This window comes from Acinetobacter albensis, from assembly GCF_900095025.1.
In the GTDB taxonomy this organism is placed as follows: domain Bacteria; phylum Pseudomonadota; class Gammaproteobacteria; order Pseudomonadales; family Moraxellaceae; genus Acinetobacter; species Acinetobacter albensis.
Genome location: NZ_FMBK01000004.1, coordinates 179283 through 193879 on the forward strand (window position 1 = coordinate 179283; position 14597 = coordinate 193879).

A 14597-nucleotide genomic window follows, 5' to 3' on the forward strand; every position below is an offset into this window, starting at 1 on the left:
TCGCATAACAATAGAGCAATTACTCTAATTATATTTGTAAATTCAATGACTTATTTATGGCTTTTTTTTTAGCATTGAGTATCATAGACTTAATCACAATAGCTCAATTGCGGAAAATTCGAGCTAAATAATGGAATATAAAAAAGCATAATCTAGAATTTTGTTGTATTCAATCAGGAAAAAATAGCGTGAATTCAAAATTAGAGAAACTCTTTCAAAATAGAGTAAACGGTAAAGTTGTTTTAATCACCGGCGCATCAAGCGGGATTGGTTTAACGGCGGCACATAAACTGGCAGCCGCAGGTGCTCACGTTTTACTGGTGTCACGTACCAAAGAAACTTTAGATGAAGTCAAAGCTGAAATTGAAAAAAAAGGTGGTCAGGCTTCTGTTTTTCCATGTGACTTAAATAATATGGAATCAATTGATGAAGTGTCACAACAAATTTTAGCTTCTGTGGATCATATTGATATTCTCATTAATAATGCAGGTCGTTCGATTCGCCGTGCAGTACACGAATCTTCAGACCGTTTTCATGATTTTGAACGTACCATGCAATTGAATTATTTTGGTGCCATTCGCTTGGTCATGAACATTTTGCCGCAAATGATGGCACGTCGTGATGGTCAAATTATTAATATTAGCTCTATTGGCGTATTGGCCAATGCAACACGTTTCTCAGCCTATGTGGCTTCTAAAGCGGCACTAGATGCATTTAGTCGTTGTTTGTCAGCCGAAGTTCATTCGCATAAAATTGCGATTACCTCTGTGTATATGCCATTGGTACGGACACCCATGATTGCACCCACTAAAATTTATAAATATGTGCCCACTTTATCACCAGAACAAGCTGCAGATTTAATTGCGTATGCCATTGTGAAACGTCCAAAGAAAGTGGCCACACATTTAGGTCGTTTGGCATCGATTACTTATTCAATTGCACCTGATATTAATAATAAATTGATGTCAATTGGCTATAACTTGTTCCCTAGCTCTTCAGCTTCAGTCGGTGAGCCACAAAAGTTAAATTGGGTTCAAAAAGCATATGCACGTTTGTTCCCAGGCGAACATTGGTAAGATTGATTCACTCTTAAACCAGTCTATTGACTGGTTTTTTTATGCTATAAATAAGTATTGTTTTTTGTTGTTAGATTTTTATGCGTATTGCTGCTCTCATTTTCCAATATATCTGTTTTGCTTATGCCTTATTTTTGGGTTATCAAGTCAGTTCTGCCTTCTACCAACAAAATTATGAGATTCTTGAAATAGCCGCAAATATTGGTACCCTTCTGATCTGTATCGATTTAGGCGTTTTTTTACATTTTAACAAGTCGATTAGCGCACTGAAAGTTAAAGCCACCTCGCAACAATCATCAGTCGAACTTTCAACTTTAGAAAAAATCACTCGCAAGCTAGGTCATTTGGGCATTATGCTGATTCTTTGTAGCTGGATTGTGCCCAAACTTGCATAAAAAACCTCCCAATCAATTGGGAGGTTTTCTTTGGCAGTTAAAGCATTCTAAAAATTATTTAGAACCCTTAATCCCAGCTTGTAATAACAATGCACCTAAACCACCAATTTTTTGCTCTTGAGGTTTAGCTGATTGTGGTTTCTTCACTACTTGTGGGCGATCACTTTGAGGACGCGTCTGCTGTGGACGTTTCGCTTGTGGCTTACGCTCAGTACGTGGTTCAGTTGAAGTGTTTTGCTCACGGCGTGGCTGACGTGGTGCTTTTACAGGTGCTTCTGAACCTTCAGGACGCATCGATAAATTCACACGGTTACGCTCAGCATCTACGCTTAATACACGAACCTGAACAATTTGACCAGGTTTAGCCACCTTATGTGGATCGGCAACAAATTCATTGGCCAATTCAGAAATGTGTACCAAACCATCCTGATGTACACCTACATCCACAAATGCACCAAAGTTGGTGACATTGGTGATTACACCTTCTAGTTGCATCCCTTCCGTAAGTTGAGACACCTCAGTAATGTCTTCACGGAATTTTGCAGTACGGAATTCTGGACGTGGATCACGGCCCGGTTTTTCAAGCTCGCTTAAAACATCTTGAATGGTCGGTAGGCCGAATTTTTCATCAGCAAATTCTTCTGCATTTACTTGGCGAATAATTTCAGAATTTCCAATAATATCTTTCACTGTAGTCGCTTTCGCTTCCACAATTTTACTGACCAAAGCATAACTTTCAGGATGCACTGCCGATGCATCTAATGGTTCTGAACCCGCTTGAATACGCAAAAAACCAGCTGCTTGTTCAAATGTACGTTCACCTAAACGTGGTACTTTCTTTAACGCTTGACGGTTGTCAAAAGGGCCATTTTCTTTACGATAATCAAAAATTTGCTGAGCAATCGATTTATTTAAACCTGCGATATAAGACAAAATCGCGGGTGATGCAGTATTCACATCAACACCCACCGAGTTCACACAATCTTCGACTACAGCTTCTAGGGTTTTTGCCAAACCGGTTTGATTGACATCATGCTGATACTGACCCACACCAATAGATTTTGGATCAATTTTCACCAATTCGGCTAACGGATCTTGTAAACGACGCGCAATCGATACAGCACCACGGATAGAAACATCCAAATCAGGTAATTCATTCGATGCCAATTCGGAAGCTGAATAAACCGATGCACCTGCCTCTGATACTGAAACACGTGTTAAATTCAGATCTGCATTTGCAGCCATCATTTCAGCGACGACCGCTTCAGTTTCGCGACTTGCTGTCCCATTACCAATTGCAATTAAATCGACATTAAATTCACGGCATAGGCGCGTAAGTTCAGCAATAGAACCTTCTTTGTCTTCTTTCGGCGCAAATGGATAAATGGTGCTATGCGCCAATACATCACCTGACTGATTGACCACCGCCAACTTCACGCCAGTACGAATTCCTGGGTCAACACCCAAGGTTGTACGTGCCCCTGCAGGTGCAGATAGCAATAAATGACGTAAATTTTCAGCAAACACATTCATGGCTTCGGTTTCAGCCGTTAAACGTTTTTCAGTCAATAATGAATGTTCAATTTGCGGACGAATTTTACCCAGCCAGAACAGTTTAGCTGTTTGTTTTAAATAATCTTGACGTGCTTGTGGCTGAACAGTATCTAAATTGTATTCAGTTTCAATGCGGGACAGTGGTGCAGTATCCTCACCATCGACTTTTAAGCCCAAGACATTTTCTTGACGACCACGTAACATCGCCAATAAACGATGTGAAGGTACTTTATTCAAGTTTTCAGAAAAATCGAAGTAATCACGGAACTTTTTACCGACTTCTTTTTTCTCATCACTGGCCACTAAACTTTTAAGTAGCGCTGTTTTGGCAAATGTTGCTTTGAGATCGGTGGTCAAAGCAATATTTTGAGCCCAGTCATCAATTAAAATATGCTGAACTGCATCGAGCTGACTCTCTAAATCAGGATAATCTTCATGGCTAAAGCCAGCTAAAGCTGCTGCTGGTTCAATCATCTCATGCGCAATTTTTTCTGCAGCTAGACCTAAACCCGCTTCTCTGGCTTTAAACGATTTGCTGGTACGTTTTGGACGGTACGGCGCATATAGCTCTTCTAGTGCATTCTTGGTTTCAGCAGCATTGACGCGATTCAGCAAATCATCTGACAATTTGTTTTGTTCTTTCAATGATTCAATGACTTTTTCACGGCGCTCAAATAAATCACGTAAATAAGATAACCGTGTATCGAGTTGACGTAATTGCGTATCGTCTAAACCTTGAGTTGCTTCTTTACGGTAACGTGCAATAAAAGGAACACTTGCACCCTCATCAATGAGTTTGATGGCCGCTTCTACTTGATTCGGACGTACCGCAATTTCTTTTGCTAACTGCTGAACTAAGTCAGTCATCGTGTTTGATCCCACAAGGATAAGTACTAAATGGCATGATTATAAAGACCAAGACTATAAAATCCACAATTGTTTTGATTAAATTTTTAAGTGGGCAATATTGCCAATTCAATTATTTTTTATAATTCATGACAAAATTAACCGATTAGCTGATTTTTAGCGGCTAGATTAAGCTTTCTAAAGCATAATCAAGATGTATACATTTGGTATCTATGTCTTGATTTTAACTGCAATATTTGTTGCTTTAGAGCATAGTAAACAGATACAAATGAATCGTATACTCGAGGTTATCCGTACTTTTGTTTACGATGACAATAAAGAATAAAGGAGCACATCATGAGTTTAGTTGTACCTGCGGAAAAGACCGATCCCGTACATACCGAAACCGATCGCGTCGAACGGATTTTGGTGGTGGATGATGATGTGCGTTTGCGTACATTATTGCAGCGCTTTTTAGAAGATAAAGGTTTCGTGGTCAAAACTGCACATGATGCAACACAAATGGATCGGTTATTGCAGCGCGAACTTTTCTCGCTTATTGTGCTCGATTTTATGCTTCCGGTTGAAGATGGTTTAAGTATCTGCCGACGTTTACGCCAATCAAACATCGATACGCCGATTATTATGTTGACTGCACGCGGTAGTGATTCTGACCGTATTGCAGGACTTGAAGCAGGCGCAGACGATTATTTACCAAAACCCTTTAATCCAAATGAATTACTTGCGCGAATTCGTGCGGTATTGCGTCGTCAAGTTCGTGAAGTGCCAGGCGCACCAAGCCAACATATGGAAGTGGTTTCATTTGGGCCATGGTCATTAGATTTGTCTACCCGTACTTTAACGCGTGAAGGTCAAGTAGTAACGCTCACTACGGGTGAATTTGCAGTATTAAAAGCGTTGGTACAACATCCGCGTGAACCTTTAACCCGTGATAAATTAATGAATTTAGCACGTGGTCGTGAATGGGGGGCCATGGAACGCTCGATTGATGTTCAAGTTTCCCGTTTACGTCGTTTAGTTGAAGAAAATCCTGCACGTGCACGTTATATTCAAACGGTTTGGGGTGTGGGTTATGTTTTTGTTCCAGATGGTGCAGAATAAGAACGAAATTTAACCATATAATCCCTCTATTTGTCCTGTAACGCCATTCGCTGCTGTGTGAGCCAAACTTTATTAAGTAAAGTATAATAAATAGGAACCTGCAGGTTCAGCGAATGGTAAAACATGACTTGTTGTAATAGTATTATTTAGTCTTAAAAATTTATACCACACGCTGCTTCCCTCGAAGACATCAGCGGTCTAATGTAATAAAGAATAAAAAACTGCCCACACTCAGATACGTTCACAGGAATCTAATGTGAAACTTGAACCCATCGACCCGCAAAAATTTACAGATTTTGAAGCTTATTCAGAAAAGAAGCGTACCCGATGGGAACGCTTTTTGGACAAAATCAAGCCGCGTTCAGCTGCCATGCGTACTACAGTATTGGTTCTGTTCATTGTATTTTTTAGTCTATTTATGTCGTTGTGGTTCTTTTGGCGTACCTTGTATTTACCAGAAATTCAGCAACATGCGCGTTATTTAGGTGTTGAATTAGAAATTATTAATAATCCAGATTTACGTATTTTTCATAACGACGCTGAAGTTGATGTGGATACTTGGTTAAAAAATCGGGTCGGTATTCAATATATTACCGACCCTAAAGAATATCCAAGTGTGCGAGACAAAGTCATTGCGGAATTTTTTACCAATCAAATTGAAGAAAAACTCGCCAAAGAACTTAAAGTCGAAAATGTGACCGTTTATTTCCAATTTAAGCCAAGTCCGCGTATTTGGATTCAAACTCCTGAAATGAACGGACATTGGGTTCGAGAACCATTAAAAACCTATGCCAACTATAGTCCAGAGTTGGTGTTTGGCTGGTTACTCGGTGTACCGCTGATCGCTGCTGCCATTATTTTAACGCTGGTTCGTCAACTGAATCGTCCATTACGACGTCTGCAAAATGCGGCCAATAATTACAGTAAAACAGGTTCTGCACCCTATCTTGAAACCAATCATGGACCGCAAGAAATTAGAGAGGTCAATCAAGCGTTTAATCATATGATTTACACTTTAGACCAAACCGAACGCGACCGCCGTATTATGTTGGCAGGTATTTCACATGATTTGCGAACGCCATTAACCCGTATTCGTTTAAGTGCTGAAATGATGCCTGAGGATGACTTCTTAAAAGAGGGTCTGATTTATGATGTTGAAGATATGGATGCCATCTTAAATCAATTTATTTCTTATATGCGCGATGGTTCAGATGAGGAATTACAAGACACTGACATTAACATGTTATTACAAGAGTTAATGATTCAATTCAAACCTTTAGATGTACGTTTTACTGCACAAGACGTTCCACTCATTCAGGCACGTAGCCAATCCTTAAAGCGTTTAATTGGTAATTTAATCAATAACTCAAAACGCTATGGAGCTGAACCAATTGAATTGTCAGCTCATGTCGAAAATGATCATATTTTTATTTGTGTGGCTGACAACGGTACAGGTATTCCAGAAGATCAAATTGAAGACTTAATGCAGCCTTTTGTTCGAGGCAATGAAGCGCGTACGATACAAGGCAGCGGCTTGGGACTTGCAATTGTCAAACGCATTGTCGATTTACACCAAGGCCAATTGACTATTCATAATCGGGCTCAAGGTGGTTTAGAAGCACTGATCCGCCTACCAATTCCTCAGGAACCCGTAGAAGAAACTTTACCTCACAGTACTTTAGAAAAAATTAAGCAAACTTTTACTGATCATTTTTAACACTTGGTCAATTTAACTCCATTTAATTTTGCTAAATATATTATCTCTTTATTTTTATTTTATAAAAATCAGGTGCTTAAAAATCATCAAAATATCTTATAGCTGCATTTTTTCAAAAAATTAGACCTTAGCCTAACAGGCATGCACAATTTGTTTTTAGGACGGTACAATCCGTCTAAGTTTGAACAAGAATTGAGCGTAACCCATGTCTTTAGATCGTATTCGTTTAGCATCACTTCATGATAAAGTCATGAGCGCAGAACAAGCTGCAACTTTTATCCAAGATGGGATGACTGTAGGCATGAGTGGATTCACTCGTGCAGGAGAAGCAAAAGCAGTCCCATTAGCTCTCGTGAAACAAGCAAAGCAACATCCTTTAAAAATTACGTTAATTACTGGTGCGAGTTTAGGCAACGACCTAGACAAACAATTAACTGAAGCAGGTGTATTGGCACGTCGCTTACCTTTTCAAGTAGACAATACTTTACGTAAAGCAATTAACAATGGCGAAGTGATGTTCATCGATCAGCATTTGTCTGAAACAGTTGAACAAATGCGTAATCAACAATTGAAGAAACCAGATGTCGCTATTATTGAAGCTGTTGCAATCACTGAAGATGGCGGCATTATTCCAAGTACTTCTGTAGGTAACTCTGCGAGTTTCGCCATTTTTGCAGAAAAAGTCATTATTGAAATTAATACCAACTTAAGTCCAGCTTTTGAAGGTTTACACGATATTTACATCCCGACCTATCGTCCAACGCGTCAAGCTATTCCACTGACCCAAGTGGATGAACGTATTGGTACTCATGCAATTAATATTGATCCAGCAAAAATTGTAGGCATCGTCATTAACAATGAATATCATGACTCTCCATCGACTGTGACCCTTCCAGATGATGAGACTCAAGGCATTGCCAATCACTTGATCAATTTTTTTGAACAAGAAGTAGCACAAGGTCGGTTACCTAAAAACTTAGGGCCATTACAAGCAGGTATTGGCTCTATTGCCAATGCTGTTTTAACCGGTCTAAAAGATTCGAATTTCGAAGATTTGGTGATGTATTCGGAAGTACTACAAGACTGTACCTTTGAATTGATTGATGCAGGCAAAATGAAATTTGCCTCAGGAAGCTCAATTACCCTGTCTGCAAAATATGGTGAAAAAGTATTTAACAATCTTGAAGCCTATAAAGACAAATTGGTGTTACGTCCACAAGAAATCTCAAATCATCCTGAATTGGTTCGTCGTTTAGGGATTATTGGAATTAACACAGCATTAGAGTTTGATATTTACGGTAACGTTAACTCAACGCATGTCTGTGGTACCAAAATGATGAATGGTATTGGCGGTTCTGGCGACTTTGCACGTAATGCACACTTGGCTATTTTTGTAACCAAGTCGATTGCGAAAGGCGGGGATATTTCTTCAATCGTCCCTATGGCTTCTCATGTAGATCATTCTGAACACGATGTTGATATTTTGGTGACTGAGCAAGGTCTTGCTGATTTACGCGGTTTAGCCCCACGTGAACGCGCTCACACGATTATTAATAATTGTGCACATCCAATGTATCGTGATGCACTGAATGATTACTTTGATCGTGCAGCGGCAAAAGGTGGACACACGCCACACTTATTACGTGAAGCACTTTCATGGCATGTTAACTTTGAAGAACAAGGTCAAATGCTGGTCGCACTTCCTGAAGCTAAAATTGCTTAATCAAATCAGTTAATATGATTTAAAAAGCGTACCTCGGTACGCTTTTTTATTGTTCTCTATTCAGAAAAAATATAAACCTCACATCCAGCAAAGGATTTAAAGTAGAGCACTAAATTATCTTATAAACGCTGCTCAATAGCTTTTCGATTCTGTTTTTTGACCTTGTCGATTGCTGCATTGAGCTGTAAAACTTCTTGGTATAAAGTATTAAATTGCTTTACCGCTTTATCCTGATAAAACATGAAGGTTTTGTTCTTTTTTTCCCATTGATTATTTTTAAGCAGGGCAAATAAAGCATCGGCCTTATTCAATATTTTGAGTTCTAGTGCAAATAAAGCCTGTGATTGATCACTTTCCCGACTTTCACGTAAACTTTTGATTAATTGCTGTCTTAGACGAGTTTGAATCGATAAATGTTTGGCTTTTTCTAAACTCTCTGCTTCACGTCGTTGAGTCTGTTGTTGGTATTGCGCAGCCAAAAGATGTGCCTGTTTTAACATCTGTTCAGTTGCAATAAATTTTTGTTTCCGGTCTTTGTCTAAACGCTCAATATTTAAAAACTGATCCCATTGAATGGCTTTGAGCTGACGTAAATATTGATTTCGGGCTTCTGCATTTTCAATCATGTCATTTAAAACAAAATCTGCCATGATTTTATAATCGCCGTGTAGGCGATGATCTGAAACATCAAGTTGAATCGGCTGCGTCCAGTCTTGTGCTTGCTCATAAATCAGTTCTGCTTTTTCATATAGCACGGTTTGATAGCTTTTAAGCTGATGAAGTTCCTTTTGTTGAGCCGTATATTGATAAAACATCCAGCCAAATAAGCTGCACGTCACCAACGCCAAGATGACAAAAACTCTAGGCATACGAAACTCCTTTTGTACGGACTTTTGATTATGATAGCCTGATTTAGCAGCCAACTGATCATTTATTCATCTAAAATAGAAGTGGATTTTATACCCATTTTTTTAATTCACATTTAATACTTTAAATTTTTGTCCAAAGCCCTATCATTATAGGCAAGAAAACAGAAGAGATTTAGCATGCGCGTAGATATTTGGTCAGATGTGGTTTGCCCGTTTTGTTATATTGGTAAAAAGCGTTTAGAAGCCGCTGCCCAACAAGCAGGCCTTGAACTTGAAGTACACTGGCATAGCTATGAGCTTGATCCAGAGGCACCTATTCGTCAAGAAGTCTCCAACTCTGAACGCCTTGCGCAAAAATATGGGCGAACCATTGCAGAAGTTGAAGAAATGCAACGCAATATTGCCACTATGGCAGCTGAAGAAGGTATCCAGTTTAACTGGGAAAATGCCAACTCAGGCAACACATTTAATGCGCACCGTATTATTCATTTGGCACAAAGTAAAGGCTTGGGTTCAGAAGCCAAAGAAGCATTTTTCTATAGTTACATGACTCAAGGTTTACCGATTGGCGAGCGCGAAACGATTGAAGATGTCGCAGCACGGATTGGGCTAAATCCAGTTGAAGTAGAAGATGTGTTAGATTCGGAGGAATACACAGATTTTGTTAAATTTGATGAAGATGTTGCACGTGATCAATTAAAAGTCACAGGTGTACCCTTCTTTGTATTTGATCAACGTATTGCTTTAGCTGGTGCTCAGCCTCGTGAAGTATTTTTACAAGTTTTTGAAAAAGCTTTACAGACCGCAGCAGTAGAAAATTTAGATGCTGAAACAGCAGAGAATGATCAAGATAATGCCTGCAATGTGCCTAAAAGCTAAAATGAATCAATAATTTTTTGATGAGAAAAAAGTCCCCAATTAAGGGGATTTTTTCTTAGTACAATATATCCAATGATCTTTAATACTCAAATGCGGACAGATGAACTGCTTGATTTGAATTTAATCTACCAAAAAACTGATTTTTAAATTGACCCGATACTCTATAATTTTATTCTCTTTAATCACTACTTTTTGTTCGTTGATCCAAGCACCTTGAACATTTTTGATTGTTTCTGTGACTTTTTGGATACCTGTCTGAATTGCATCTTCAAAACTTTTATTACTGCTTGAGTTCACTTCTACTACTTTTGCAATAGCCATAATTTAACCCTTAAAATTTATTATTTTGAAGCATGATCATAGGCTATTTTTTAATCAGATTTGGGGTTTTTTACATTACATCGCAAAAACTTACATCTAACATCACAATGATATCGTCAGACCTGCAATGCTTACAAAAGACAACGTATCTACACAAGGCGAGGACAGCATAATTTGGCCAATTGGTTAGGCTAGTGATGTCGAACTTTTTGTTCATTCTCATCATATCAAGAGGTAAACATGAACACTAACATTCATAATTCAGCTCATGATTCAACTACACAAACCACGCCAAAAGCTAAATCGCGTTTTTCGCCAACTGCGAAGGGTGTTTTGATTGGTGCAGTTGCTGGCAGTGTCTTACCCGTTTTTGGTACAATTAGTGGTGCGATTATTGGCGGTATTTCTGGCAAAGTTTATGAAAAAAAATGTCAAAGCAAGTGTCATAAAAACTGATTTTTTTAATTTCTCAAGATAAATTGCATCAGCAATTTATCTTGACCTCATCACTATAATCAGATGATTTATATTCAATTTTTAAAACTAAATTGAACTTAAACTATCGTTTTTTAAGATTTATTTTTAATTTTTCGCCTTAAAAACACACTGAAAGCTATGTCTACAAAATAAACTATAACTACGGTTCGAGCCATTGCTACTCAAAACTTACCTTAAAATGCCTTTTAAAAGATACGTATGGAATCATCAATAAGAATAAAAATATTAACTTAAAGAATTTGTTCAATTGAATTGATGAGCGATATATTTCGCTAAATTAATCTCTCCGAAGACTTCCTTATAGGCTTACCCTTCTTGTTATTCCGGTCTATAAATGCACAAAATATGACACTTTTTATCATGTTTTTTTCATATAAATCCCTATAATCAAATGGGCTATTTAAATCACTTATCCTAGAATTAATATATTTTCTTATGCAGCAACTTCAAGCGCTTATTCAAGGCAAACTTCCACCACAAGCGATCAATATTGATCAATTAATGATGCTTGCCAAAAAGCATACCAATCCGACGTCGTCTGAATACAAGTTACTAGAACTGGCAATAAATCTAGTTTTAGCGAGCTATTTAGAAAAAGCACATCAGCATCTTTAAGGTCAGCGCATGAATGTTCTAGAAAAAGCTCAGCTGATCCAAGAATTACATGCATTAATTGATGGCTTAGAACATCGTTCCTTATCGTTTTATCAAATTGCCTATTCGAAAGCTCGTTTGCATGAAATTTTTAATTTATGTGATGAACCTATTTTCAAAAAACAAATTTTAAAATTTAAAGCACGGACACAACCTGAACAGGCAGCGCATGATTTTGCCGATCACACGCTATATCGACAAACTTTTCAGGGAGTATTTCAGGATACTAATTTGCTTGAAGAAGCATTATCTGCATATTCAGATTCTGGTTGGGGGATTTTGTATCATCCGGCAACAGGTTGGCAAATTTGGTTAATGACAGCCTCAAAAGGTATAGCAATCACCAGTCAGTGGGGCGATTTAGACGATATTTATTCTTGGTTACTTGAACAGCAAAGCATCTATCATTGCTTAAAAACTGACGTTCAACTCAAACAACCTTTGATGAATATTGGAGCTGTATTTCAGCCAACAGAAACAGAAACAGAAACAGAAACAGAAACAGAAACAGAAACAGAAACAGAAACAGAAACAGAAACAGAAACAGAAACAGAAACAGAAACAGATTTGAATTTATCTATTCAAACTACGCAAGAAAAAAGCGAGCACGTTCATTCAAGTCAAATTCAACAATCTGTATCCCTATCGGATTTATCAAAAAAGTCACAACCGATTGATTTGACCACGTTTCAACAACAGGCTGACTCTGACACAGCGATTGAATCACACCCAATAGTCCATTCTTTAACACCGAATAGTACCGAAATTCCAATAACAGCAATCAGTGAAGATTCTTCAAATCAAAATGCTGTTTCGCAAACTTTTGCAAAGCAAATCAGCTTAAATGAATATTTGGCTGATTTGAATCCAATTATGAATCAGGATTTTTCGCCTGTCGATTTATATGTCATGAATATTGTGGGCTTGCCTGATCTTTCTCGACATCTTGATTTATTATTTTATTCATCTAGTTTGAACCTTTGGCAACAGCAGCCAATTTATTTGGCTGAGCAGCTTTCCAAACAAGGGCAATTCATTAAATATCTGGCTTTGTTTGGTGCAGATGATAGTACTCAAGCCGCACAATTGATGCCTCGCTTTACTGCTCAAAATCAACAACATATTTTGGCAATTAAAACGGTTTCTTGGGACAATTTACAGGCTAATTTGACCAATATTGAACGCCTATTTTATTGCTATATTCAGCAATCTGATTTCAGTTGGCACATGGAAAATTATCAAGCTTTTATTCCTAACAGCCTTTTTCAGACTCAGAAATTTATTCAGTTTGAAGAAAGCCCTGCCGATATACAAACGCCCCTGCTGTTGTTAAAAGAAAAACAAAAAATACGCCTCATTCATGGCAAAAATCGTTTAAATTTATCCTTACAAGAATCTGCTTATCCTTATCTATTATTAGATCGCCAACAAGGTATCACTTGGCAAAGCATTCAATCGGTGATCAACCAGTTAAACTCACCAATTCATGTGACCCAACTCTATGACGCAATTCAAAAAAACATTACCCATTAAGTCTCTATTTTTTGTAGAAAAAACTTGCTTTTTCACCTATTTTTTTATCACACTAGGTCAGGGTTAAAATTATAAGAGCAGGGCTATGTCTCAAGACAAAAAAATGTTATCAAAATTACTCTTATTTACGGTTTTATCAGCAATGATGTATTCTGCTTATGCAGCGGAAACATCAACCACACAAATTGATTTACCTGAAAATCAGAATTCATTATCCAGTCCAGAAGTCGATGGAAATTTACTCTATCAAATTCCCAGTTGGATTGATGCAACACCCACTTTTTTACCACAACAATCCAATGAACCAATTGTTCCTCCAGTGATTGAAACTGAAGATCGTACTTGGGTCGATCGTAAGCAAGTCAAAATTAAGAATTGGGCAGATCGTACCTCGCATAAAATTGATAACTGGTTTGGTGAAACTGATCCCGATCAACCTGCTTCTGCCACCTTAAGGATCTTGCTAGACAATAGCTGGAACAAACACGATGGTTACGAAATTAAACCCCGTATACGTGGCCGGATTAAGCTACCTACTTTAGAGCGTAAAGTGAGTCTCGTTTTTGGTGATGATTCACTCGACAATGAATTAGAGAATAATGTCGCGATTACCAATGAAAATGCCAGTAACCTCAATAATAAAACCTTAGACCCACAGCGCACCCGAGAAAATAACAGCTCTTTTGCCTTACGCTGGTCAGATTTTTCTAAGTATATTCCTTTCGAAACAGATTTAGATTTAGGTTTACGTTCGGGGGATGATGTTTATCTACGTCTAAAAGCCTCTAAAGATTGGCAATTAGAAAATGATTTCAAATTCCATGCCGAGCAAATTTATCGCTATGGCGTGGATAGTGAAAATTATTTAAGAACCAATTTAGAGTTAATTCATGCTCGTCCCAATCAGGCTTTTCTCTCCAATCAATTGAATTTGACCTATGCAGATGAACAAGATGATGACTTAACTTGGGATAATAATCTGTTTAGACAACATCAGTTTTTCCATGAAAATAGTTTTAGTTATGGTCTCTATACCAGTGGTTTCCTGAATAACAAAGATTTACGATTAAACAGCTGGGGACCTTTTATGTCGTGGAAACAACCGGTATGGCGTGAATGGCTGTATGTTCAAGGAAATTTAAATTATTTTAATGATCATCGAGAAGATCGTAGTCATTTTCTGAGTACGATGATTCGTCTGGAAGCTTTATTCTAAATTTCTTTTCATTGATAGGATTCAAGCGAGAAAACCATAAAAACTGAATGTTCTACTGTGATTCAAATCGTGAATGTTTTTGTGTCATAAAACCATAACCCATTTTTGAATACCGTTCTTCTACAAATAAAAATACCAGTCAGTGGTTTAACTGACTGGTATTCATCACAAAATATTTTTATCTTGCGCTGAAT

Annotated in this window: 13 protein-coding genes; 10 read left to right on the forward strand and 3 right to left on the reverse strand. The window is 37.9% G+C overall.

All coding sequences use genetic code 11. The annotated features are described in order from the left end of the window. The first annotated feature begins 188 nt into the window (after window positions 1–188). Both GA0116959_RS04595 and GA0116959_RS04600 read left to right on the forward strand, forming a co-directional pair. Window positions 189–1076, forward strand: coding sequence for an SDR family NAD(P)-dependent oxidoreductase (locus GA0116959_RS04595; RefSeq protein ID WP_092718804.1), 888 nt, complete (start codon window positions 189–191; stop codon window positions 1074–1076). 80 nt (window positions 1077–1156) lie between these two features. Next, on the forward strand, window positions 1157–1471 hold the full coding sequence (locus tag GA0116959_RS04600) for a hypothetical protein (protein WP_092718807.1): 315 nt from the start codon (window positions 1157–1159) through the stop codon (window positions 1469–1471). Window positions 1472–1525: 54 nt separating this feature from the next. Here the strand turns inward: GA0116959_RS04600 and GA0116959_RS04605 are convergent, their stop codons facing one another. Next, window positions 1526–3892: a Tex family protein gene (locus GA0116959_RS04605; RefSeq protein ID WP_092718809.1), complete on the reverse strand. Its 2367-nt coding sequence runs from the start codon at window positions 3890–3892 to the stop codon at window positions 1526–1528. Between the two features lie 336 nt (window positions 3893–4228). Between GA0116959_RS04605 and ompR the strand changes: the two genes are divergently transcribed. From ompR to GA0116959_RS04620, 3 genes are all read left to right on the forward strand, one after another. Then, window positions 4229–4993: an osmolarity response regulator transcription factor OmpR gene (ompR, locus tag GA0116959_RS04610; protein WP_004650626.1), complete on the forward strand. Its 765-nt coding sequence runs from the start codon at window positions 4229–4231 to the stop codon at window positions 4991–4993. A gap of 256 nt (window positions 4994–5249) precedes the next feature. Continuing rightward, window positions 5250–6710, forward strand: a complete 1461-nt coding sequence (locus tag GA0116959_RS04615) for an ATP-binding protein (RefSeq protein WP_092718811.1) — start codon at window positions 5250–5252, stop codon at window positions 6708–6710. Window positions 6711–6915: 205 nt separating this feature from the next. After that, a complete protein-coding gene (locus GA0116959_RS04620; protein WP_092718813.1) occupies window positions 6916–8433 on the forward strand; it encodes a succinyl-CoA:acetate CoA-transferase ScpC in 1518 nt (505 codons plus the stop codon). Between the two features lie 119 nt (window positions 8434–8552). On the opposite strand, the gene GA0116959_RS04625 is transcribed toward GA0116959_RS04620, so the two are convergent. Next, window positions 8553–9302, reverse strand: a complete 750-nt coding sequence (locus GA0116959_RS04625; RefSeq protein ID WP_092718816.1) for a hypothetical protein — start codon at window positions 9300–9302, stop codon at window positions 8553–8555. A 177-nt stretch (window positions 9303–9479) separates the two neighbouring features. Here GA0116959_RS04625 and GA0116959_RS04630 point away from each other — a divergent pair, with 177 nt between their 5' ends. After that, the gene (locus GA0116959_RS04630) at window positions 9480–10181 is read left to right on the forward strand and encodes a DsbA family oxidoreductase (protein ID WP_092718819.1); all 702 of its coding nucleotides are present in this window, start codon (window positions 9480–9482) and stop codon (window positions 10179–10181) included. A gap of 120 nt (window positions 10182–10301) precedes the next feature. Here the strand turns inward: GA0116959_RS04630 and GA0116959_RS04635 are convergent, their stop codons facing one another. Then, window positions 10302–10502, reverse strand: a complete 201-nt coding sequence (locus GA0116959_RS04635) for a dodecin family protein (RefSeq protein ID WP_053579386.1) — start codon at window positions 10500–10502, stop codon at window positions 10302–10304. 240 nt (window positions 10503–10742) lie between these two features. Between GA0116959_RS04635 and GA0116959_RS04640 the strand changes: the two genes are divergently transcribed. The 4 genes from GA0116959_RS04640 (at window position 10743) to GA0116959_RS04655 (ending at window position 14403) form a co-directional block, all read left to right on the forward strand. Further along, window positions 10743–10958 (forward strand): hypothetical protein, encoded by a 216-nt coding sequence (locus GA0116959_RS04640; protein WP_053579385.1) that lies wholly within the window; start codon window positions 10743–10745, stop codon window positions 10956–10958. 477 nt (window positions 10959–11435) lie between these two features. Beyond that, window positions 11436–11615, forward strand: coding sequence for a hypothetical protein (locus tag GA0116959_RS04645; RefSeq protein WP_092718825.1), 180 nt, complete (start codon window positions 11436–11438; stop codon window positions 11613–11615). Window positions 11616–11624: 9 nt separating this feature from the next. Then, window positions 11625–13187: a hypothetical protein gene (locus tag GA0116959_RS14170; RefSeq protein WP_141684225.1), complete on the forward strand. Its 1563-nt coding sequence runs from the start codon at window positions 11625–11627 to the stop codon at window positions 13185–13187. An 85-nt stretch (window positions 13188–13272) separates the two neighbouring features. Beyond that, window positions 13273–14403, forward strand: a complete 1131-nt coding sequence (locus tag GA0116959_RS04655; RefSeq protein WP_092718829.1) for a hypothetical protein — start codon at window positions 13273–13275, stop codon at window positions 14401–14403. Window positions 14404–14597 lie beyond the last annotated feature (194 nt).

Excerpts from the sequence above, each read along its gene's own strand:
- GA0116959_RS04600 (WP_092718807.1), top strand. The coding sequence starts at position 1,157 with ATGCGTATTGCTGCTCTCATTTTCCAATATATCTGTTTTGCTTATGCC.
- GA0116959_RS04605 (WP_092718809.1), bottom strand. The coding sequence starts at position 3,892 with ATGACTGACTTAGTTCAGCAGTTAGCAAAAGAAATTGCGGTACGTCCG.
- ompR (WP_004650626.1), top strand. The coding sequence starts at position 4,229 with ATGAGTTTAGTTGTACCTGCGGAAAAGACCGATCCCGTACATACCGAA.
- GA0116959_RS04620 (WP_092718813.1), top strand. The coding sequence starts at position 6,916 with ATGTCTTTAGATCGTATTCGTTTAGCATCACTTCATGATAAAGTCATG.
- GA0116959_RS04625 (WP_092718816.1), bottom strand. The coding sequence starts at position 9,302 with ATGCCTAGAGTTTTTGTCATCTTGGCGTTGGTGACGTGCAGCTTATTT.
- GA0116959_RS04630 (WP_092718819.1), top strand. The coding sequence starts at position 9,480 with ATGCGCGTAGATATTTGGTCAGATGTGGTTTGCCCGTTTTGTTATATT.
- GA0116959_RS04635 (WP_053579386.1), bottom strand. The coding sequence starts at position 10,502 with ATGGCTATTGCAAAAGTAGTAGAAGTGAACTCAAGCAGTAATAAAAGT.
- GA0116959_RS04640 (WP_053579385.1), top strand. The coding sequence starts at position 10,743 with ATGAACACTAACATTCATAATTCAGCTCATGATTCAACTACACAAACC.
- GA0116959_RS04645 (WP_092718825.1), top strand. The coding sequence starts at position 11,436 with ATGCAGCAACTTCAAGCGCTTATTCAAGGCAAACTTCCACCACAAGCG.
- GA0116959_RS14170 (WP_141684225.1), top strand. The coding sequence starts at position 11,625 with ATGAATGTTCTAGAAAAAGCTCAGCTGATCCAAGAATTACATGCATTA.
- GA0116959_RS04655 (WP_092718829.1), top strand. The coding sequence starts at position 13,273 with ATGTCTCAAGACAAAAAAATGTTATCAAAATTACTCTTATTTACGGTT.